This window comes from Streptomyces filamentosus (assembly GCF_014654895.1).
GTDB lineage: Bacteria > Actinomycetota > Actinomycetes > Streptomycetales > Streptomycetaceae > Streptomyces > Streptomyces filamentosus.
This window is the reverse complement of the sequence record NZ_BNBE01000001.1, coordinates 1,056,973-1,077,765: the sequence shown is the minus strand read 5'-3', so window position 1 is coordinate 1,077,765 and position 20,793 is coordinate 1,056,973. Positions and strand designations below refer to the sequence as shown.

19 protein-coding genes and 1 pseudogene are annotated in these 20,793 nt (G+C 72.4%); 19 read left to right on the top strand and 1 reads right to left on the bottom strand.

Going from position 1 to position 20,793, the window contains the following annotated elements; translation table 11 throughout:
• Positions 1-110: 110 nt before the first annotated feature.
• The 7 genes and pseudogenes from IE326_RS04590 to ftsH all read left to right on the top strand — a co-directional run bounded on the left by IE326_RS04590 (position 111) and on the right by ftsH (position 11,425).
• Positions 111-1,295, top strand: coding sequence for an IS701 family transposase (locus IE326_RS04590; RefSeq protein WP_190040889.1), 1,185 nt, complete (start codon positions 111-113; stop codon positions 1,293-1,295).
• Between the two features lie 163 nt (positions 1,296-1,458).
• Positions 1,459-2,838, top strand: a pseudogene (gene nsdA, locus IE326_RS04585) (transcriptional repressor NsdA); the annotation flags it as partial.
• A gap of 386 nt (positions 2,839-3,224) precedes the next feature.
• Complete coding sequence (locus IE326_RS04580) at positions 3,225-4,568, top strand: ammonium transporter (RefSeq protein WP_150232020.1); 1,344 nt, start codon at positions 3,225-3,227, stop codon at positions 4,566-4,568.
• Positions 4,565-4,903, top strand: a complete 339-nt coding sequence (locus IE326_RS04575; RefSeq protein ID WP_015036464.1) for a P-II family nitrogen regulator — start codon at positions 4,565-4,567, stop codon at positions 4,901-4,903. The genes IE326_RS04580 and IE326_RS04575 overlap by 4 nt, the downstream gene beginning before the upstream one ends.
• A 285-nt stretch (positions 4,904-5,188) precedes the next feature.
• Positions 5,189-7,648 carry a [protein-PII] uridylyltransferase gene (locus tag IE326_RS04570; protein WP_190040888.1) on the top strand — a complete coding sequence of 820 codons (2,460 nt, stop codon included), beginning with the start codon at positions 5,189-5,191 and terminating at the stop codon, positions 7,646-7,648.
• A gap of 119 nt (positions 7,649-7,767) precedes the next feature.
• Positions 7,768-9,321 (top strand): signal recognition particle protein, encoded by a 1,554-nt coding sequence (gene ffh / locus IE326_RS04565; protein ID WP_150232023.1) that lies wholly within the window; start codon positions 7,768-7,770, stop codon positions 9,319-9,321.
• A gap of 145 nt (positions 9,322-9,466) precedes the next feature.
• The gene (gene ftsH, locus IE326_RS04560; protein ID WP_190040887.1) at positions 9,467-11,425 is read left to right on the top strand and encodes an ATP-dependent zinc metalloprotease FtsH; all 1,959 of its coding nucleotides are present in this window, start codon (positions 9,467-9,469) and stop codon (positions 11,423-11,425) included.
• 19 nt (positions 11,426-11,444) lie between these two features.
• Here ftsH and IE326_RS04555 read toward each other — a convergent pair whose 3' ends face one another.
• On the bottom strand, positions 11,445-12,170 hold the full coding sequence (locus tag IE326_RS04555; RefSeq protein ID WP_150232027.1) for a class I SAM-dependent methyltransferase: 726 nt from the start codon (positions 12,168-12,170) through the stop codon (positions 11,445-11,447).
• A 342-nt stretch (positions 12,171-12,512) separates the two neighbouring features.
• Here IE326_RS04555 and IE326_RS04550 point away from each other — a divergent pair, with 342 nt between their 5' ends.
• The 12 genes from IE326_RS04550 to IE326_RS04495 all read left to right on the top strand — a co-directional run bounded on the left by IE326_RS04550 (position 12,513) and on the right by IE326_RS04495 (position 20,741).
• Positions 12,513-13,106: a hypothetical protein gene (locus IE326_RS04550; protein ID WP_150232028.1), complete on the top strand. Its 594-nt coding sequence runs from the start codon at positions 12,513-12,515 to the stop codon at positions 13,104-13,106.
• A 154-nt stretch (positions 13,107-13,260) separates the two neighbouring features.
• Positions 13,261-13,698, top strand: a complete 438-nt coding sequence (gene rpsP / locus IE326_RS04545; protein WP_030759471.1) for a 30S ribosomal protein S16 — start codon at positions 13,261-13,263, stop codon at positions 13,696-13,698.
• Positions 13,699-13,700: 2 nt separating this feature from the next.
• A complete protein-coding gene (locus IE326_RS04540) occupies positions 13,701-13,940 on the top strand; it encodes an RNA-binding protein (protein WP_005311361.1) in 240 nt (79 codons plus the stop codon).
• A gap of 77 nt (positions 13,941-14,017) precedes the next feature.
• A complete protein-coding gene (gene rimM, locus IE326_RS04535) occupies positions 14,018-14,614 on the top strand; it encodes a ribosome maturation factor RimM (RefSeq protein ID WP_150232030.1) in 597 nt (198 codons plus the stop codon).
• The gene (gene trmD, locus IE326_RS04530; RefSeq protein ID WP_190040886.1) at positions 14,611-15,432 is read left to right on the top strand and encodes a tRNA (guanosine(37)-N1)-methyltransferase TrmD; all 822 of its coding nucleotides are present in this window, start codon (positions 14,611-14,613) and stop codon (positions 15,430-15,432) included. The genes rimM and trmD overlap by 4 nt, the downstream gene beginning before the upstream one ends.
• A gap of 127 nt (positions 15,433-15,559) precedes the next feature.
• On the top strand, positions 15,560-15,910 hold the full coding sequence (rplS, locus tag IE326_RS04525) for a 50S ribosomal protein L19 (RefSeq protein WP_043229374.1): 351 nt from the start codon (positions 15,560-15,562) through the stop codon (positions 15,908-15,910).
• 69 nt (positions 15,911-15,979) lie between these two features.
• Positions 15,980-16,921: a signal peptidase I gene (lepB, locus tag IE326_RS04520; protein WP_229915199.1), complete on the top strand. Its 942-nt coding sequence runs from the start codon at positions 15,980-15,982 to the stop codon at positions 16,919-16,921.
• Entirely contained in the window at positions 16,914-17,921 is a 1,008-nt protein-coding gene (lepB, locus tag IE326_RS04515; RefSeq protein ID WP_150232033.1) for a signal peptidase I, read from the top strand. The genes lepB (IE326_RS04520) and lepB (IE326_RS04515) overlap by 8 nt, the downstream gene beginning before the upstream one ends.
• Positions 17,857-18,831, top strand: coding sequence for a signal peptidase I (lepB, locus tag IE326_RS04510; protein WP_190042146.1), 975 nt, complete (start codon positions 17,857-17,859; stop codon positions 18,829-18,831). Before lepB (IE326_RS04515) ends, lepB (IE326_RS04510) begins: the two co-directional genes overlap by 65 nt.
• Positions 18,832-18,884: 53 nt before the next feature.
• Positions 18,885-19,640 carry a signal peptidase I gene (gene lepB, locus IE326_RS04505; RefSeq protein ID WP_190040885.1) on the top strand — a complete coding sequence of 252 codons (756 nt, stop codon included), beginning with the start codon at positions 18,885-18,887 and terminating at the stop codon, positions 19,638-19,640.
• 275 nt (positions 19,641-19,915) lie between these two features.
• Entirely contained in the window at positions 19,916-20,377 is a 462-nt protein-coding gene (locus IE326_RS04500; RefSeq protein ID WP_030759456.1) for an NUDIX hydrolase, read from the top strand.
• A gap of 55 nt (positions 20,378-20,432) precedes the next feature.
• Entirely contained in the window at positions 20,433-20,741 is a 309-nt protein-coding gene (locus tag IE326_RS04495; RefSeq protein ID WP_005311352.1) for a DUF2469 domain-containing protein, read from the top strand.
• Positions 20,742-20,793 lie beyond the last annotated feature (52 nt).

Here is a 20,793-nt window from a genome sequence, read left to right as displayed (position 1 = left end):
CCAACGAGCGGCTCGGCTCGTGGTTCGTGCGCAGCGGCTGGTCCAAGGGCGAACTAGTACTGCAACGGTGTTTGCCGTGACTGGTGGCCAGGTCGTTCGTTGGTGTGTTCATGGGTGGGGAACTTGCTGATGCCCGGTCGTGGGCGGGTGAACTGAGGTCTCTGCATGAGCGGTTCGTGCACCGGTTTGCCAGGTCGGAGCCGCGTGAGTCGGCGCTTGCGTATATGCGGGGACTGATCGCTCCGCTGGAGCGGAAGAACGGCTGGACGCTTGCCGAGGAGGCCGGGCATGCGGGCCCGGACCGGCTCCACCGGCTCCTGAACCGGATCGAATGGGACGCGGACGAGGTGCTGGACGACGTGCGCGAGTACGTCGTCGAGTACCTCGGAGACCCAGGTGCGGTGCTGATCGTGGACGACACCGGCTTCCTGAAGAAAGGGGTCCGGTCGGCCGGGGTTCAGCGGCAGTACTCCGGCACGGCCGGCCGGACGGAGAACTGCCAGGTCGGGGTCTTCCTCGCCTATGCCACCGGCCGCGGCCGCACCCTGATCGACCGGCGCCTTTACCTGCCGGCGTCCTGGACCGACGACCGTGAACGGTGCCGGCGGGCCGGTATCGGCGACACGGTTGTCTTCGAGACCAAGGTCGCGATGGCGAGGGCGATGGTCCGCCGGGCGATCGAGGAGAAGATTCCGTTCGGGTGGGTGACCGCGGACGCCGGCTACGGCTACTCGAAAAGCTGGCGGTCCGAGCTGGAGCGGGCGGATGTCTTCCATGTCATGGCCACCACCCGTCACGACACCGTCGTGACCCGCTGGGCCCTGGACCATCCGGTTCACGACCTGTTCCACGACCTGCCCAGACAGAAGTGGAAACGCCGTTCCTGCGGCAACGGGGCCCACGGACCGCGGGTCTTCGACTGGGCCAGGGTCGAGGTGCGGCCCTGGCACCGGGAGGACCGGCGGCACTGGGTGATCGCCCGCCGCAGTGTCCGCCGGCCCGAGGAGATCTCCTACTACATCGCCTACTGCCCCGCCGGCACCACACTTGACCAGCTGATCCATGTCGCCGGCAGCCGGTGGGCGGTCGAGGAGTGCTTCCAGAGCGCGAAGCAGGAGTGCGGCCTGGACGACTACCAGGTCCGCCGCTACCCCGGCTGGCACCGACACATGACTCTGGCCATGGCCGCCCATGCCTGCCTGACCGTGCTGCGGGCCCGCGAACTCGACGCCGGGAAAGCAGAAACGGATCCTCCGGCCTCGTCCCCCTCAGCCTTCCCGAGCTCAGACGCCTGATCCACCGCCTCACCCACCGCCGACCGGTCTCGGTCGACCACGTCCTGCACTGGTCGACCTGGCGCCGCCGACGACAACACCAAGCCCGCATCAGCCACTACAAACAACGCGGCCACACACCCCCATAACCTGGCCACCAGTCACAGCAAACACCGTTGCAGTACTAGCCCGCCAGGTCAACCGCAGAGCCCGCCAGATGGGCGCGCACCACATCTCCACCGACACCTCCCGGGTGCGCCGCTGGCTCGACGGCGAACAACCCCGCGAGCCCATCCCGCGGATCCTCTCCGAGCTGTTCTCCGAGCGCTTCGGCTCCGTCGTCGCCATCGAGGACCTCGGCCTGCGCACCGCCCACCAGTCGCCCTCCGTATCCGGCGTCGACCTGCCCTGGGCCGGGCCCCAGACCGTCTCCCTGCTCAGCGAGTTCTCCCGCAGCGACCTCATGCTCGCCCGGCGCGGCTTCCTCGGCTCCTCGCTCCAGCTCGCCGCAGGACCCGCCCTCATCGAGCCCATGCAGCGCTGGCTGGTGCCCACCCCCGCCGGCGACCCCGTCCCGGCCGACCCCGCCCCCGACGGCCGCCGCCCCCGCAGGCTCTCCGAGATCGAGCTCGACCTCCTCGAATCCACCACCGCCATGTTCCGCAAGTGGGACGCCCAGTGCGGCGGCGGACTGCGCCGCAAGGCCGTCGTCGGCCAGCTCCACGAGGTCACCGACCTCCTCCAGGAGCCCCAGCCGCCCGCCACCGCCAGACGGCTCTTCACCGTCGCCGCCGAACTCGCCGAACTCGCCGGCTGGATGAGCTACGACGTCGGCCTCCAGCCCACCGCCCAGAAGTACTTCGTCCTCGCCCTGCACGCCGCCAAGGAGGCCGGGGACAAGCCGCTCGGCTCGTACATCCTCTCCTCCATGAGCCGGCAGATGATCCACCTCGGCCGCGCCGAGGACGCCCTCGAACTCATCCACCTGGCCCAGTACGGCAGTCGGGACTGCGCCACCTCCCGCACCCAGGCCATGCTGTATGCGATGGAGGCCCGCGCCTACGCCAACATGGGCCAGCCCTCCAAGTGCAAGCGGGCCGTCCGGATGGCCGAGGACACCTTCTCCGACGTCGGCCTCGAAGGAGAGCCCGAGCCCGACTGGATCCGCTTCTTCACCGAGGCCGAGCTCAACGGCGAGAACTCCCACTCCTACCGCGACCTCGCCTACGTCGCCGGACGCTCCCCGACCTACGCCTCCCTCGCCGAGCCGGTCATGGAGCGGGCCGTCGACCTCTTCGGGAAGGACCCCGACCACCAGCGGTCCTACGCCCTCAACCTCATCGGCATGGCCACCGTCCACCTGCTCAAGCGCGAACCCGAGCAGTCCGTCGTCCTCGCCGAGAAGGCCCTCGGGGTCGCCCGCTCCATCCGCTCCGAGCGGGTCAACAACCGGCTCCGCAAGACCGTCGACACCGCCGCCCGCGACTTCGGCGACGTCGCCGAGGTCGTCGACCTCACCGACCGGCTCACCCAGCTCCTGCCCGAGTCCGCCGAGGCCGTCTGACCGGCCCCGGACCGCCACGAGCCCCACCGCCCCGGCCGCGCCGGCCGTCCCGTACCGCCCGAACCGGCTCCCCCGCCGCACAGGACACACGGACGCCGGCGCGGCCGGCCCCCGTCCCGGGCCCGTCCGCGATCCCCGCGCCCCGCCTCCCGTACGCCCGGGAACCGTCCGCCGGGCCGGGAGCGTACGTCCGCCGCTGCCCCGTGCCCCGGGCGTTCACGGCCACGTAACACGTCACCCTCCTTCGTCACTGCCCCGAAACATCGAGCGGCATCGTCGGAAACCGCGCTGCGCGAATCTCTGGCCCATAACCGGCCACCCCTCAGGCCGCCGCTCACCGCCGGCCCCGCCCCGCACAGGCCGCATCCGACGACGAGGAGACGCCGATGGCACCAGCCATCACGACCCTGGCAGCAGACGCCCCCGAGCTGTCCGCCGCCAACACCGGGTTCATGCTCATCTGCTCCGCCCTGGTCATGCTGATGACCCCGGCCCTCGCCTTCTTCTACGGAGGCATGGTCCGCGTCAAGTCCACCCTCAACATGCTGATGATGAGCTTCATCAGCCTCGGGATCGTCACCGTCCTGTGGGTGCTCTACGGCTTCAGCGTCGCCTTCGGCACCGACTCCGGCGGCCTCGTCGGCTGGTCCTCCGACTACCTCGGCCTCAGCGGCATCGGCGTCACCGAACTCTGGGACGGCTACACCATCCCGGTGTACGTCTTCGCCGTCTTCCAGCTCATGTTCGCCATCCTCACCCCGGCCCTCATCAGCGGCGCCCTCGCCGACCGCGTCAAGTTCACCGCCTGGGCCCTCTTCATCACCCTCTGGGTCACGGTCGTCTACTTCCCCGTCGCCCACTGGGTCTGGGGCGCCGGCGGCTGGCTCTTCGAGATGGGCGTCATCGACTTCGCCGGCGGCACCGCGGTCCACATCAACGCCGGCGCCGCGGCCCTCGGCGTGATCCTCGTCATCGGCAAGCGCGTCGGCTTCAAGAAGGACCCGATGCGCCCGCACAGCCTCCCGCTGGTCATGCTCGGCGCCGGCCTCCTCTGGTTCGGCTGGTTCGGCTTCAACGCGGGCTCCTGGCTCGGCAACGACGACGGCGTCGGCGCCGTCATGTTCGTCAACACCCAGGTCGCCACCGGCGCCGCCATGCTCGCCTGGCTCGCCTACGAGAAGCTCCGCCACGGCTCCTTCACCACCCTCGGCGCGGCCTCCGGCGCCGTCGCCGGCCTCGTCGCCATCACCCCCGCCGGCGGCTCCTGCTCCCCGCTGGGCGCCATCGCCATCGGCGCCGTCGCCGGCCTCGTCTGCGCCATGGCCGTCGGCCTCAAGTACAAGTTCGGCTACGACGACTCCCTCGACGTCGTCGGCGTCCACCTCGTCGGCGGCATCCTCGGCTCCCTCCTCGTCGGCTTCTTCGCCACCGGCGGCGTCCAGTCCGAGGCCAAGGGCCTCTTCTACGGCGGCGGCCTGGAGCAGCTCGGCAAGCAGGCCGTCGGCGTCGGCGCCGTCCTCGCCTACTCCCTGGTCGTCTCCGCGATCCTCGCCCTGGTCATCGACAAGACCATGGGCATGCGGGTCGACGAGGACGACGAGGTCTCCGGCATCGACCAGGTCGAGCACGCCGAGACCGCCTACGACTTCAGCGGAGCCGGCGGCGGCGCCTCCGGGCGCGCCACCGCCCCCGCGCCGGTTGTCACGGAGAACAAGAAGGTGGACGCATGAAGCTCATCACCGCGGTCGTGAAGCCGCACCGGCTCGACGAGATCAAGGAGGCCCTCCAGGCCTTCGGGGTCCACGGCCTCACCGTCACCGAGGCCAGCGGGTACGGACGCCAGCGCGGTCACACCGAGGTCTACCGCGGCGCCGAGTACACCGTCGACCTCGTCCCCAAGATCCGCATCGAGGTCCTGGTCGAGGACGAGGACGCCGAGCAGCTCATCGACGTCGTCGTCAAGGCCGCCCGCACCGGCAAGATCGGCGACGGCAAGGTCTGGAGCGTCCCCGTCGAGACCGCCGTCCGCGTCCGCACGGGGGAGCGCGGACCCGACGCGCTCTAGAAGCGGCACCCCAGGGGGTACGGCTTCCGGGAACACCCCGGTCAGGGGTACGGCCTCCGGTCCCGGAGGCCGTACCCCCGGAGCCGTACCCGGGCTCCGTGCCCCTGGAGCCGTACCCGGGTCCCGTGCCCGGGCCGCGTACCCGGGTCCCGTGCCCTCCCGGCGGCCGTGCCCTCCCGGCGGCCGTGCCAGGACGTCGTGCCCCGGGAGGCAGGACCCCGGGCGGCCGTGCCCGGAGCCGTGAACCGTCCCACCCCGCCGCCCCGCTGAGCGAAGGAGCCGCCGGTGACCACCCCCGAACCGCAGGACGCGACCGAAGCACAGGGACCCGGCGGCTACGCGGCGGCCCGGCTGCGGCTCCTCCAGGAGAGGGCGCCGTCCGGACCGGACCGCCGCACCGCCCTCGCCGCCCTCACCGACGACTGGCTGGCCGCCCTCTTCGCCGCCGCCGCACCGCCCAAGGGGGTCGCCCTCGTCGCCGTCGGCGGCTACGGCCGCGCCGAGCTCTCCCCGCGCAGCGACCTCGACCTCCTCCTGCTCCACGACGGCACCGCCCCCCAGGAGGCCGTCGCCGCCCTCGCCGACCGCCTCTGGTACCCCGTCTGGGACCTCGGGATCGCCCTCGACCACTCGGTCCGCACCCCCGCCCAGGCCCGCGCCACCGCCGCCGACGACCTCAAGGTCCAGCTCGGCCTCCTCGACGCCCGGCCCCTCGCCGGCGACACCGCCCTCGCCGGCGCCCTGCGCTCCACCGTCCTCGCCGACTGGCGCAACCAGGCCGTCCGCCGCCTCCCCGAACTCGCCGAACTCTGCCGCGACCGCGCCGAACGCTCCGGCGAGCTCCGCTTCCTCCTCGAACCCGACCTCAAGGAGGCCCGCGGCGGCCTCCGCGACGTCCAGGCCCTGCGCGCCGTCGCCGCCTCCTGGCTCGCCGACGCCCCCCGCGACGGCCTCGACACCGCCCGCCGCCGCCTCCTCGACGCCCGCGACGCCCTCCACCTCGCCACCGGCCGCGCCACCGACCGCCTCGCCCTCCAGGAACAGGACGCCGTCGCGAAGGAACTCGGCCTCCTCGACGCCGACACCCTGCTCCGCGAGGTGTACGAGGCCGCCGGCACCGTCACGTACGCCTCCGACGTCACCTGGCGCGAGGTCGGCCGTGTCCTCAAGGCCCGCTCCGCCCGCCCCCGCTTCCGCGGCCTCCTCGGCGGCCGGACCGGTCCCAAGGCGCCCGTCGAGAGGACCCCGCTCGCGGACGGCGTCGTCGAGATGGACGGCGAGGCCGTCCTGGCCCTGACCACCCGGCCCGAACGCGACCCCGCCCTCCCGCTCCGCGCCGCCGCCGCGGCCGCCCAGCACGGCCTGCCGCTCTCCCCGCACGCCGTCCGCCACCTCGCCGCCACCGCCAAGCCGCTGCCCGTGCCCTGGCCCGCCGAGGCCCGCGAGGCCCTCGTCACCCTCCTCGGCGCCGGCGCCACCGCCGTGCCCGTCTGGGAGGCCCTGGAGGCCGAAGGACTCGTCACCCGCCTCCTGCCCGACTGGGAGCGCGTCCGCCACCGCCCCCAGCGCAACCCCGTCCACACCTGGACCGTCGACCGCCACCTCGTGGAGACCGCCGTCCGCGCCGCCTCCCTCACCCGCCGCGTCGGCCGCCCCGACCTCCTCCTCGTCGCCGCCCTCCTCCACGACATCGGCAAGGGCTGGCCCGGCGACCACTCCGTCGCCGGCGAGACCATCGCCCGCGACCTCGCCGCCCGCATCGGCTTCGACCGCACCGACACCGCCACCGTCGCCACCGTCGTCCGCCACCACCTCCTCCTCGTCGACACCGCCACCCGCCGCGACCTCGACGACCCCGCCACCGTCGAGTCCGTCGCCGCCGCCGTCGGCACCGTCGGCACCCTCGAACTCCTCCACGCCCTCACCGAGGCCGACGCGCTGGCCACCGGCCCCGCCGCCTGGTCAGCCTGGCGCGCCTCCCTCGTCGCCGACCTCGTCAAACGCGTCACCGGCGTCCTCGCCGGCGAACCCCTCCCCGACCCCGAGGCCGCCGCCCCCAGCGCCGAACAGGAACGCCTCGCCGTCGAGGCCCTGCGCACCGGCGAACCCGTCCTCGCCCTCCACGCGCAGGGCGAACAGCCCCTCGACCCCGACGAACCCGAACCCGTCGGCGTCGAGCTCCTCATCGCCCTCCCCGACCAGCCCGGCGTCCTGCCCGCCGTCGCCGGCGTCCTCGCCCTCCACCGGCTCACCGTCCGCGCCGCCGACCTCCGCGCCGTCGAGCTCCCCGCCGCGCTCAGCCCCGGCCCCGGCCCCGGCTCCGTCCTCGTCCTCGACTGGCGGGTCGCCGCCGAGTACGGCTCCCTGCCCCAGGGCCACCGGCTCCGCGCCGACCTGCTGCGCGCCCTCGACGGCTCCCTCGACATCCCCGCCCGGCTCGCCGAACGCGAGGCCGCCTACCCGCGCCGCCGCGGCGTCCAGGCCCCGCCGCCCCGCGTCACCGTCGCCCCGGCCGAGTCCCGCCTCGCCACCGTCCTGGAGGTCCGCGCCCAGGACGCCCCGGGACTGCTGCACCGGATCGGCCGCGCCCTGGAGGGAGCGGCCGTCCGCGTCCGCAGCGCCCACGTCTCCACCCTCGGCGCCAACGCCGTCGACACCCTCTACGTGACCCGCCCCGACGGCTCCCTCCTCCCCGACGAGGAGGCCGTCGACCTGGCCCGGGCGCTGGAGGAGGCGCTGCGATGAGGGCCGCCCCGGACGTCCGGAGCACACCGGATCGGGCGGCCGGGGCCACACCCGCCGGACGGCCCGATACCCTGGAGGGCAATCCGACCGCCCACGACACCTGAGGATCCGCGACCGCCGTGTTCGATACCCTCTCCGACCGCCTTGCAGCGACCTTCAAGAACCTCCGCGGCAAGGGCCGTCTGTCCGAGGCGGACATCGACGCCACCGCACGCGAGATCCGGATCGCCCTGCTCGAAGCGGATGTGGCCCTTCCGGTCGTCCGCTCCTTCATCAAGCAGGTCAAGGAGCGCTCGCTCGGCGCGGAGGTCTCCCAGGCCCTCAACCCCGCCCAGCAGGTCATCAAGATCGTCAACGACGAGCTGGTGTCCATCCTGGGCGGCGAGACCCGCCGCCTGCGGTTCGCCAAGACCGCGCCCACCGTGATCATGCTCGCCGGTCTCCAGGGTGCCGGTAAGACCACCCTCGCCGGAAAGCTCGGCCTCTGGCTGAAGGGCCAGGGCCACTCCCCGCTGCTCGTCGCCTGCGACCTCCAGCGCCCCAACGCCGTCAACCAGCTCTCGGTCGTCGCCGACCGCGCGGGCGTGGCCTTCTACGGCCCGCAGCCGGGCAACGGCGTCGGTGACCCGGTCCAGGTCGCGAAGGACTCGATCGAGTACGCGCGGACCAAGATGTACGACATCGTCATCGTCGACACCGCCGGCCGCCTCGGCATCGACCAGGAGCTGATGCAGCAGGCCGCGGACATCCGCGACGCCGTCAGCCCCGACGAGATCCTCTTCGTCGTCGACGCCATGATCGGTCAGGACGCGGTCAACACCGCCGAGGCTTTCCGCGACGGCGTCGGCTTCGACGGCGTCGTGCTCTCCAAGCTCGACGGCGACGCCCGGGGCGGTGCCGCGCTCTCCATCGCGCACGTCACCGGCAAGCAGATCATGTTCGCCTCCAACGGCGAGAAGCTGGACGACTTCGACGCGTTCCACCCGGACCGCATGGCGTCCCGCATCCTCGGCATGGGCGACATGATGTCGCTCATCGAGAAGGCCCAGCAGACCTTCGACGAGGAAGAGGCCGCCAAGATGGCCTCGAAGCTCGCGTCGAAGAAGGGCCAGGACTTCACCCTGGACGACTTCCTCGCCCAGATGGAGCAGGTCCGCAAGATGGGCTCCATCTCGAAGCTCCTCGGCATGCTGCCCGGCATGGGCCAGATGAAGGAGCAGATCGCCAACATCGACGAGCGGGACGTGGACCGCACCGCCGCCATCATCAAGTCGATGACCCCGGCCGAGCGCCAGGACCCGACCCTCATCAACGGCTCCCGCCGCGCCCGCATCGCCAAGGGTTCCGGCGTCGAGGTCAGCGCCGTGAAGGGCCTGGTCGAGCGGTTCTTCGAGGCCCGCAAGATGATGTCCCGCATGGCCCAGGGCGGCGGCCTGCCCGGCATGCCCGGCATCCCGGGCATGGGCGGCGGCCCCGGCCGGCAGAAGAAGCAGATCAAGCAGGCCAAGGGCAAGCGCAAGAGCGGCAACCCGATGAAGCGGAAGGCCGAGGAGCAGGCCGCCCAGGAGAAGCGGGAGCAGGCCCAGCAGGGCGGTGCCTTCGGCCTGCCGGGCGCCGGCCAGGGCCCGCAGGACTTCGAGCTGCCGGACGAGTTCAAGAAGTTCATGGGCTGACACCGGCCCCCCTGGGGAAGGGCCCGGTCCGGTTTCGCCTCCGCGAAACCGGACCGGGCCCTTCTTCGTCCGCCCGGACCACCCGGAATGCCGCCCTTGTCGCGATCTTCGATACTGAGGCCACTGCCGCCCCGAGGAGAGCCCAGTGGCCAACCCCGTACCCCCGCGCGACCGGACCGACCAGCCCTGGCGCTCGGAAGGGGCGCCGCCGCCCCCGGCGCCGAAGAAGCGGATGCCGGGCGGCTGGGGCAGCCTCGTCCTCACCGCCCTCGCCGTCTACCTCATCGCCAACGTGGTGCTCTCCTTCTTCAACGAGGGCGACGGGCCGACGATCTCGTACACCGAGTTCGACAAGCAGGTCGCGGCCGGGAACGTCACCAAGATCTACTCCAAGGGCGACGCGATCCAGGGCCAGCTCAAGAACAAGCAGCCCGTCCCCGACGGCAAGGGCGACTACACCAAGTTCCAGACCCAGCGGCCCGCCTTCGCCGACGACGACCTGTGGGCCCAGCTCACCAAGCAGAAGGTCACCGTCACCGCCGAACCAGTGGTGCAGGAACGTTCGTTCCTCGCCAATCTCCTGCTCTCGCTCGCCCCGATGCTGCTCCTCGTCCTCCTCTGGGTCTTCATCGCCCGCCGGATGAGCGCGGGCATGGGCGGGGGCGGCGGCATGCTCGGCCGCAAACAGCCGCCCAAACCGGTCGAGCTGGAGGGCGGCAAGCGCACCACCTTCGCCGACGTCGCCGGCATCGACGAGGTCGAGGGCGAGCTGAACGACGTCGTCGACTTCCTCAAGAACCCCCAGGCCTACCGCGCCATGGGCGCCAAGATGCCCCGCGGCGTCCTCCTCGCCGGCCCGCCCGGCACCGGCAAGACCCTCCTCGCCCGCGCCGTCGCCGGCGAGGCCGGCGTGCCCTTCTTCTCCGCCTCCGCCTCCGAGTTCATCGAGATGATCGTCGGCGTCGGCGCCTCCCGCGTCCGCGAACTCTTCGCCGAGGCCCGCAAGGTGGCCCCCGCGATCATCTTCATCGACGAGATCGACACCATCGGCCGCGCCCGCGGCGGCGGCTCCGGCATGGGCGGCCACGACGAACGCGAACAGACCCTCAACCAGATCCTCACCGAGATGGACGGCTTCACCGGCTCCGAGGGCGTCATCGTCCTCGCCGCCACCAACCGCGCCGACGTCCTCGACCCCGCCCTCACCCGCCCCGGCCGCTTCGACCGCGTCGTCCACGTCAACCCGCCCGACCGCGGCGGCCGCGAGGCCATCCTCAGGATCCACACCCGGCAGATCCCGCTCGCCAAAGACGTCGACCTCGAACAGGTCGCCCGCACCACCCCCGGCATGACCGGCGCCGAACTCGCCAACCTCGCCAACGAGGCCGCCCTCCTCGCCGTCAAGCGCGACCAGAAGGCCGTCACCCAGTCCGACCTCTCCGACGCCCTGGAGAAGGTCCAGCTCGGCGCCGAACGCCCCCTCGTCATGCCCGAGGAGGAACGCCGCCGCACCGCCTACCACGAGAGCGGCCACGCCCTCCTCGGCATGCTCCAGCCCGGCGCCGACCCCGTCCGCAAGATCACCATCGTGCCCCGAGGCCGCGCCCTCGGCGTCACGTTGTCCACACCCGACGCCGATAAATACGCTTATACGGAGGAGTATCTGCGGGGCCGGATCATCGGCGCCCTCGGCGGCATGGCGGCCGAACAGGTCGTCTTCGGCGTCATCACCACCGGAGCCGAGAGCGACCTGGAACAGGTCACCAACATCGCCCGCGGCATGGTCGGCCGCTGGGGCATGAGCGAGACCGTCGGCCGGCTCACCGCCATCCCGAGCGACGCCCAGCAGGCGTACGGCCTCTCCGCCGCCCCCGCGACCCTCGACACCGTCGACGCCGAGATGCGCCGCATCGTCGACGAGTGCTACGAGGACGCCGTACGCCTCCTGAACGAGCACCGCGACAAGCTGGACGCCCTCTCCACCGCCCTCCTCGCCGACGAGACCCTGGAGGAGGACGCGGCCTACCGCGCGGCGGGCATCGAACGCCCCGCCCCGGACGCCCCCGAGCCCGGGGTCGGGCCCAACCCCGAGCCGCCCGCCTGAGCCGCCCGCCCCCCTCCCCCTACGGCACGCGCGCGACCACGTACCGGAAGGCGTTCGGCATCCACACCGTGCCGTCGGCCCGCCGGTACGGGGCCAGCGCCTCCCCGATCTCCTTCTCGACCTGCGCGGGGTCGGCCGTCCGCACGGCCGCGTCGAAGACCCCGGTGGAGAGCAGCCCGCGCACCGCGCTCGCCTCGTCCGCGTACCCGAAGGGACAGGCCACCCGCCCCGAGCCCACCGGCCGCAGCCCGGCCCGGACGACGAGGGCGCCGAGATCCGTGCGGGGGGAGGGACGCCGGTCCGCGAGCCGGTCCGCCAGCCGCAGCAGGGGCTCCGTCGCGCACCGCTCCGGCGGCCCCCAGCCGGCCAGCACGACCGCCGCGCCCGGCTGGGCCGCCCGGGTGAGGTCGCCCGGCCCGAAGGAGGTGCGGTCGGCGGCGTGGAAGGAGGTGACCACGTCGTACGGGCCGTCCCCGGGCACCTCCGAGGCGACCGTCACGCCCTCCGGGAGCCGGACCCTCGCCAGCTCCGCGCGCGCGTGGTCCCGCTCCGCCCCGGCGGCCACCGCCCCGCGGGCCGCCGCCATCAGCAGGGCGAGGCCGGTGCCGCAGTCCAGGCCGAGCAGCCGGGTGCCGGGCCCCACGCCGAGCCGTGCGTAGACGGCCTCGTAGAGCGGGACGAGCATCCGTTCCTGGATCTCGGCCCAGTCGCGCGCGGGGTGGTGCGGGACGAGCGTGGGTGTCATGGACGAGGCCCCATTCCTTGTCTGGACGACAGCCCCCCGTAGCCAGGGAACTGCGCTTCGCGCCCGGCGTCCAGTGCTCGCGCCGGACGGCCCCGGACGAGTTCGCGCCCCCTGCCGGGCACGGCCGCGTCCGGGGGAGGGGGGCGGTGCCCGAAGTCGGGCAGCGGCCCGGTAGTGTCCCCTCCCACACCGCTCCGGCGCGCGTGACGACACCGCGCGCCGGGGCGTATGCGCCGCTGTGCACCGGCTGTGGACGCCTGAGTACCGACTGACGGGTACGTGCAAAATATTTGAGTTGCCCCGGAATGGAACCCGGAGGCGCCCAGGCTCGTTGTACCCGACGTGAGCACGACACCACCTGTCCTCGCCGCAGAGCTGGCGCAGGCGTGGGCCGACATTCAGCGGCACCACCCCGAGCTGCCGGACCTCGCCGCGCCCGAGTCCCTGATCGGAGAGTCCTCGTCCGCCTGCGGCGCCGAGCTCTCCTTCGAGCGACTGCTCCACGAGGCAGTCCACGGCATCGCCGCCGCCCGGGGTGTCCGCGACACCTCCCGCGCCGGCCGCTACCACAACCGCAGATTCCTCGCGATCGCCGAGGAGATGGGCCTCGACCATCCCGAGGAGCCGCACGCCAGCAGCGGCTTCTCCCTGGTCACGCTCAACCCCGAGGCGAAGCGGCGCTACCGGCCCACCATGGAGCGGCTTCAGCGGGCCCTCAAGGCCCACACCGTCGCCACGGCGGCCGACACCAAGCGCTCCTTCCGCGGACCGGCCGCCCGGCACGGCTCCTCGGGCGGCGGCGTCCGCGTCAAGGCCGTCTGCGACTGCGGGCGCAACGTCCGCGTGGTGCCCTCGGTCCTCGCCCAGGCCCCGATCGTGTGCGGCGGCTGCGGCAAGCCGTTCCGCATCCCCGAGACGGTGGGCGCCGCAAGCTGACCCCACGGCGTGTGGCACAATGGACAGCTGTACTCGACAGTCGCACAGGACCCCTCTCTCCTCCGGCTGACGCGTCCATCGGGCACCCGAGTACCGCAACCCCACGTGGCATCTCAAGTGCCCCACCACGTCAAGACCAGGAGACACCACTCCAGTGGCAGTCAAGATCAAGCTCAAGCGCCTCGGCAAGATCCGCCAGCCGCACTACCGCATCGTCGTCGCCGACTCGCGCACCCGCCGCGACGGTCGCGCGATCGAGGAGATCGGCCTCTACCACCCGACGTACAACCCGTCGCGTATCGAGGTCGACTCCGAGCGTGCGCAGTACTGGCTGTCCGTCGGCGCCCAGCCGACCGAGCCCGTCCTCGCCATCCTGAAGCTCACCGGCGACTGGCAGAAGCACAAGGGCCTCCCGGCCCCCGAGAAGGCTCTGCTCGTCCCGGCGACCAAGGAAGCCAAGCGCGCCTCCTTCGACGAGTTCGCCAAGGCCCTCGAGGGCGCTGACGACAAGGGCGAGGCCATCACCCCGAAGGCCAAGAAGGCCAAGGCGGACGAGGCCGAGGCCGAGTCCACCGAGTCGACCGAGGCCTGATCATGCTCGAGGAGGCTCTCGAGCACCTCGTGAAGGGCATCGTCGACAACCCCGACGACGTGCAGGTCGCCTCGCGCAACCTGCGTCGCGGCCGCGTGCTGGAGGTCCGGGTCCACCCCGACGACCTCGGCAAGGTGATCGGCCGCAACGGCCGCACCGCGCGTGCGCTGCGCACCGTCGTGGGCGCCATCGGCGGTCGTGGCATCCGCGTCGACCTCGTCGACGTGGACCAGGTCCGCTGAAAGTTTGACACCGGCACGGGCCGGGGAGGGCAGACCGCCCACCCCGGCCCGTTGCCGTACGACAGGAGAGTTCACCAGTGCAGTTGGTAGTCGCGCGGATCGGCCGCGCCCACGGGATCAAGGGCGACGTCACCGTGGAGGTGCGCACCGACGAGCCCGAGCTGCGGCTCGGACCCGGCGCCGTCCTGCTCACCGACCCCGCCTCCGCCGGTCCGCTGACCGTCGAGTCCGGCAAGGTGCACAGCGGTCGGCTCCTGCTCCGCTTCGAGGGCGTCCGCGACCGCAACGCCGCCGAGGCGCTCCGCAACACCCTCCTCATCGCCGAGGTCGACCCCGCGGAACTCCCCGAGGAGGAGGACGAGTACTACGACCACCAGCTCGTCGACCTCGACGTGGTCCTCGCCGACGGCACCCTCGTCGGCGCGATCACCGAGATCTCCCACCTGCCCTCGCAGGACCTCTTCATCGTCGAACGCCCCGACGGCACCGAGCTGATGATCCCCTTCGTCGAGCAGATCGTCACCGAGATCGACCTGGAGAACCAGCGGGCCGTCATTGACCCGCCGCCCGGCCTCATCGACGACCGCGCCGAGATCGCCTCCGCCCGCGACGCCGAGGCCGAGGACGGGGCCGACGCGGAGAAGGACGGCTCCGAAGAGGACGGCCAGGCATGAGGCTCGACGTCGTCACGATCTTCCCCGAGTACCTCGAACCGCTGAACGTCTCCCTCGTCGGCAAGGCACGCGCCCGTGGCCGGCTGGACGTCCACGTGCACGACCTGCGCCGGTGGACGTACGACCGGCACAACACCGTCGACGACACCCCCTACGGCGGCGGCCCCGGCATGGTCATGAAGACCGAGCCCTGGGGCGACGCCCTCGACCAGACCCTCGCCGACGGCTACGAGGCGGGCGCCCACAGCCCCGCCCTCGTCGTCCCCACGCCCAGCGGCCGGCCCTTCACCCAGGAGCTCGCGGTCGAGCTCTCCGAGCGCCCCTGGCTGATCTTCACCCCGGCCCGCTACGAGGGCATCGACCGCCGCGTCATCGACGAGTACGCCACCCGGATCCCGGTCTACGAGGTCTCCATCGGCGACTACGTCCTCGCCGGCGGCGAAGCGGCCGTCCTCGTCGTCACCGAGGCCGTCGCCCGCCTCCTCCCCGGCGTCCTCGGCAACGCCGAATCGCACCGCGACGACTCCTTCGCCCCCGGCGCCATGGCCAACCTCCTCGAAGGCCCCGTCTACACCAAGCCCCCCACGTGGCGCGGACGCGAGATCCCCGAGGTGCTGCTCAGCGGCCACCACGGCAAGATCGCCCGCTGGCGCCGCGACGAGGCGTTCCGCCGCACCACGGCCAACCGGCCCGACCTCATCGAGCGCTGCGACCCGGCCGCCTTCGACAAGAAGGACCGCGAGACCCTCTCCATCCTCGGCTGGGCCCCCGAGCCCGGCGGCCGATTTTGGCGCAGGGTCGTGGGCGTGGAAGAATAGGCGACTGCCGTACGTCCGGCGCGCGCCCCTGCCACAGGGGGAGCCGCCCGCCAACGACCGTACGGCGCTCCCATGATTCGTACGTCACCGCTGATGACCTGTGGCATCGGCGAGGAAAGAGACCTCCATGGCCTCCCTGCTCGACCAGGTGAACGCGGCTTCCCTCCGCTCCGACCTGCCCGCCTTCCGTCCCGGCGACACCGTGAACGTCCACGTGCGCGTCATCGAGGGCAACCGCTCGCGTATCCAGCAGTTCAAGGGCGTCGTCATCCGCCGCCAGGGCTCCGGCGTCTCCGAGACCTTCACCGTCCGCAAGGTCTCGTTCTCCGTCGGCGTCGAGCGCACCTTCCCGGTGAACAGCCCGATCTTCGAGAAGATCGAGGTCGTGACCCGCGGTGACGTCCGTCGCGCCAAGCTCTACTACCTCCGTGAGCTCCGCGGCAAGGCCGCGAAGATCAAGGAGAAGCGCGACCGCTGAGCCCCGGCTCACCGCCCGCGTGACGCTTCACGCTCCTCGTACAGGCGGGCCGGATAGGCTCACCCCCCGATGGACACCGAAGCACAGCACACGGAGCGCGACCCCTCGTCCCCGGCGGATCCCCCACCGGATCCCGCCACGGACGACGGGTCGCGCTCCGTGCGCGTTTCCGGGACGCAGGGAGCCCCGGACGGCCCCGGCGACGCGGAGGACACGGCGGACCCGAAGGGCTCGAAGGGGGCGGCGGGCTCGGAAAGCCCGAAGGGCGGGGACGGCCCGGAGGACGCGGACGGTGGTGCCTCCGGGCGCGGCGCCGGGCCCTCCTGGCGCAGGACCGGCCTCCTCGGCGTCGCCTGCGTGGGCTTCCTGCTGCTCCTCAGCCACTTCGTCGCCCAGCCCTTCCTGATCCCCAGCGGCTCCATGGAGCCCACCCTCCAGGTCGGGGACCGGATCCTGGTCAACAAACTGGCGTACCGTTTCGGCAGCGAGCCGCGCCGCGGTGACGTCGTCGTCTTCGACGGCACCGGATCGTTCGTCCGCGAGGAGCCCGCGGACAACCCCGTCACCGGCCCCCTGCGCGACGCCGCGGCCGCCCTCGGCCTCGCCGCCCCCGACGAGACCGACTTCGTCAAGCGGGTCGTCGGCGTCGGCGGCGACCGGGTCGTCTGCTGCGACGCCAAGGGCCGGATCACCGTCAACGGCACCCGCGTCGAGGAGCCGTACCTCACCCCCGGCGACCGCCCCTCCGACGTCCCCTTCGACGTCGTCGTCCCCCCGGGCACCCTGTGGGTGATGGGCGACCACCGCAGCCAGTCCAGCGATTCCCGCGACCACCTCGGCAGCCCCGGCGGCGGCATGGTCCCCGTCGACAAGGTCGTCGGCCGCGCCGACTGGATCGTCTGGCCCGTCGCCCGCTGGACCACCGTCCCCGAGAGCGGCGCGTACGACGCCGTACCGGCGCCGCCGGCCGGCGGGCACCCGACCGGGCCCCGGGGGAGCGGACATGGGTAGCCGCGGCCGCCGGGCCGCCACGGAACCGGGCGAGGCCCCGGCACCCCCCGGCAGGGCCGACCGCCGCCGGCTGGCCCGCAAGGTCAAGCGGCGCCGGCAGCGCTCCGCGCTCCGCGAGATCCCCCTCCTCGTCGGCGTCGCCGTGCTGATCGCGCTCGTCCTCAAGACCTTCCTCGTCCAGGCCTTCGTCATCCCGTCCGGCTCCATGGAGCAGACGATCCGGATCGACGACCGGGTCCTCGTCGACAAGCTCACCCCGTGGTTCGGCGCGAAGCCGCAGCGCGGGGACGTCGTGGTCTTCGAGGACCCCGGGAACTGGCTCCACCAGGAGACGGCACCCGCCGCCGACGACCCGATCGGCGTGAAACAGTTCAAGCAGGCGCTGACCTTCATCGGACTCATGCCCTCCGCCGACGAGCGCGACCTCATCAAGCGCGTCGTCGCGGTCGGCGGCGACACCGTCCGCTGCTGCGGCCAGGACGGCCGGATCACCGTCAACGGCGTGCCCCTGGACGAGCCGTACCTCAACCCCGGCGACAAGCCCTCCACGATCCCCTTCGAGGTGAAGGTCCCCGAGGGCCGGATCTTCGTCCTCGGCGACCACCGCTCCGACTCCGCCGACTCGCGCTACCACCTCGACGAACCCGGCCGGGGCACCATCGCCGAGGAACAGGTCGTCGGCCGCGCGGTCGTGATCGCCTGGCCCCTCGGCCACTGGCGCCGCCTGGAGGAACGCGAGACCTTCGCCGCCGTGCCGGACGGACCCGCGGCCTCCGGGACCGCGCTCGGCATCTCGCATAGTGTGTCCCCTCGGAACGTGAACGGATCGCCCCGGCCACCGACCCCCGGGGAACTCCTGCTCGTTATGGGAATGGCGGGCCTGTTCCTGTTCGGGGACCGGCGTTCGCACGAATCGAGGAGTGGACGTGGGGGAAGTGGCCGTCGGCGCGCGTTCCGGACAGGACGGGCCCGAGGACAGGGCCGACGGGGCCAGAGGTGAGAGCGTGACGGAAGACAACACCAGCGGCGGGACGTCGTCGCCCGGCGGAGAACCGGACGGAACCGGCGGGACCGACAGGTCCGGCGGGACCGGCGGGTTCGGCGACGGAGCCGACGGCACCGGATCCGCCGACGAGACCGGCGGATCCGGCGCGCACCCGAGGAAGCAGCGTTCCTTCTGGAAGGAACTGCCGCTCCTCATCGGCATCGCCCTGATTCTCGCCCTGCTGATCAAGACCTTCCTGGTGCAGGCGTTCTCGATCCCCTCGGAATCGATGATGAACACCCTGAAGAAGGGCGACCGGGTCCTCGTCGACAAACTGACCCCCTGGTTCGGCTCCGAGCCCGAGCGCGGCGAGGTCGTCGTCTTCCACGACCCGGGCGGCTGGCTGGAGACCGCGCAGACGCCCGCGCCCAACGCGATCCAGAAGTTCCTCAGCTTCATCGGCCTCATGCCGTCCGCCGAGGAGAAGGACCTCATCAAGCGCGTCATCGCCGTCGGCGGCGACACCGTCTCCTGCAAGGCGGGCGGCAAGGTCGTCCTCAACGGCAAGGAACTCGACGAGACCGCCTACCTCTTCCCAGGCTCCGTCCCCTGCCAGGACTCCTTCGGCCCGATCAAGGTCCCCCAGGACCGCATCTGGGTCATGGGCGACAACCGGCAGAACTCGCTCGACTCCCGCTTCCACCAGGAGCTGCCCGGCGGCGGCACCGTCGCCGAGGACCAGGTCGTCGGCCGCGCCGTCCTCGTCGTCTGGCCCGTCACCCGCTGGGCCACGCTCCCGGTGCCGGACGTCTTCGACCAGCCCGGCCTCGACCAGGCGCTCCCCGCGGCCGCCGGCTTCGCCGGAGCGCTCCCGCTGGTGCTCTGGCGCCGCAAGAAGCGGGCCGCACGGCATACCGCCGAGTAGCTTCCCGCGGGTAGGGTGCCGTCCCGGAACGTCGACAGACCTCTGGGGTGCGCATGAGCGGAACGACCAAGAAGAGTGACGGCCGCGGCCGGCTCGGCAGCACGCTGTCGGGACTGGCCGTGGCCGTCGGCTGTCTGCTCTTCCTCGGCGGCTTCGCCGGGGGAGCCCTGCTCTACCAGCCGTACACCGTGCCCACCGGCTCCATGACCCCCACCCTCGCCATCGGCTCCAAGGTCCTCGCCCAGCGCATCGACGGCGACGAGGTCCGGCGCGGCGACGTCGTCGTCTTCAAGGACCCCCTCTGGGGCAACTCGCCCATGCTCAAGCGGGTCGTCGCGGTCGGCGGCGACACCGTCGCCTGCTGCGACGACGACGGCCACCTCACCGTCAACGGCACCCCCGTCGAAGAACCGTATCTGCGGCCCGGACCGGGCGGCAGCCTCCGCGCCTCCGGCGAGGACTTCACCGCCACCGTCCCCGCCGACAGCCTCTTCCTCCTCGGCGACGACCGCACCGCCTCCCTCGACTCCCGCACCCACCTGGAGGACGCCGCCCAGGGCTCCGTCCCCCGCTCCACCGTGGTCGCCCGCGTCGACACCGTCGTCTGGCCCCTCTCCGGCGGCACCGTCGAACGCCCCGCCGCCTTCGCCGCCCTCCCCGGCGGCACCTCCACCCCCGGCCCCGCCGTCCCCCTCATGACCGCCATCGCCGCCGGCGCCGCCCTGATCCTCGCCGGCGCCGCCTACGGCCCCCTGAGCACCCGCCTGACCCGCCGCACCAAGCCCGCGCGCGAGAAGGTGAAGGCATGACCCCGGACAGCGGGGACGGCACGGGACCTGACAAGAACGCCCCCGCCGGCGGCACGGGCACGACCCCCGGCGGCGAAGCCGGTACGGGCTCCGCCCCCGAGAGCGACGCGGGTACGGGCTCCGTCTCCGGCGGTGACGCAGGTACAGGATCCGTTCCCGGCGGTGACGCAGGCACGGGCTCCGTCCCCGGCGGCGAAACCGGTACCGGCTCCGCTCCCGGCGGCGAAGCCGGTACGGGCTCCGCCTCCGTCGGCCTCCGGCAGGTCGCGCGGCTCATCCTCCTCGACCCCGACGACCGCGTCCTCCTCGTCCACGGCCACGAACCCGACGACCCCACCCACACCTGGTGGTTCACCCCCGGCGGCGGCCTAGAAGGCGACGAGACCCGCGAACAGGCAGCCCTCCGCGAACTCGCCGAGGAGACCGGCATCACCGACGCCGAACTCGGCCCCGTCCTCTGGCGCCGCCACTGCTCCTTCCCCTTCGCGGGCCGCCGCTGGGACCAGGACGAGTGGTACTTCCTCGCCCGCACCCGCCGCACCGCCCCCGCACCCGGCCCCCAGGCCCTCACCGAACTGGAGACCCGCAGTCTCTCCGGCCTGAGATGGTGGACCTCCGCCGAACTGTCGGCGGCCCATGAGACCGTGTACCCCATCAGGCTCGCCGAGCTGCTGCGCACGCTGCTCGACGAGGGACCCCCGAGCACGCCCGTCGTGCTCGCCCCGGAAATCGTCTAGGGGCGCGTGCGGCTGGCGCACAATAGGGGGACGCACGGCTGAAGGGGAACATGCCATGAGCGCCGAGGACCTCGAGAAGTACGAGACCGAGATGGAGCTGAAGCTCTACCGGGAGTACCGCGACGTCGTCGGGCTGTTCAAATACGTGATCGAGACCGAGCGACGGTTCTACCTCACCAACGACTACGAGATGCAGGTGCACTCGGTCCAGGGCGAGGTCTTCTTCGAAGTCAGCATGGCCGACGCCTGGGTCTGGGACATGTACCGGCCGGCCAGGTTCGTCAAGCAGGTCCGCGTCCTCACCTTCAAAGACGTGAACATCGAGGAACTCAACAAGAGCGACCTCGAACTGCCCGGCAGCTGACCCCGCTCCTCTCACCCGTGTGAGTGAGCCGGTTCTCCACCGCCGCCCACTC

What these genes read in the sequence shown, in the direction of transcription:
- lepB (WP_190040885.1), top strand. Translation starts at nt 18,885, where the DNA reads ATGAGCGGAACGACCAAGAAGAGTGACGGCCGCGGCCGGCTCGGCAGC.
- trmD (WP_190040886.1), top strand. Translation starts at nt 14,611, where the DNA reads ATGAGGCTCGACGTCGTCACGATCTTCCCCGAGTACCTCGAACCGCTG.
- rplS (WP_043229374.1), top strand. Translation starts at nt 15,560, where the DNA reads ATGGCCTCCCTGCTCGACCAGGTGAACGCGGCTTCCCTCCGCTCCGAC.
- lepB (WP_150232033.1), top strand. Translation starts at nt 16,914, where the DNA reads ATGGGTAGCCGCGGCCGCCGGGCCGCCACGGAACCGGGCGAGGCCCCG.
- lepB (WP_229915199.1), top strand. Translation starts at nt 15,980, where the DNA reads ATGGACACCGAAGCACAGCACACGGAGCGCGACCCCTCGTCCCCGGCG.
- IE326_RS04495 (WP_005311352.1), top strand. Translation starts at nt 20,433, where the DNA reads ATGAGCGCCGAGGACCTCGAGAAGTACGAGACCGAGATGGAGCTGAAG.
- IE326_RS04580 (WP_150232020.1), top strand. Translation starts at nt 3,225, where the DNA reads ATGGCACCAGCCATCACGACCCTGGCAGCAGACGCCCCCGAGCTGTCC.
- IE326_RS04540 (WP_005311361.1), top strand. Translation starts at nt 13,701, where the DNA reads ATGCTCGAGGAGGCTCTCGAGCACCTCGTGAAGGGCATCGTCGACAAC.
- IE326_RS04555 (WP_150232027.1), bottom strand. Translation starts at nt 12,170, where the DNA reads ATGACACCCACGCTCGTCCCGCACCACCCCGCGCGCGACTGGGCCGAG.
- IE326_RS04575 (WP_015036464.1), top strand. Translation starts at nt 4,565, where the DNA reads ATGAAGCTCATCACCGCGGTCGTGAAGCCGCACCGGCTCGACGAGATC.
- IE326_RS04590 (WP_190040889.1), top strand. Translation starts at nt 111, where the DNA reads ATGGGTGGGGAACTTGCTGATGCCCGGTCGTGGGCGGGTGAACTGAGG.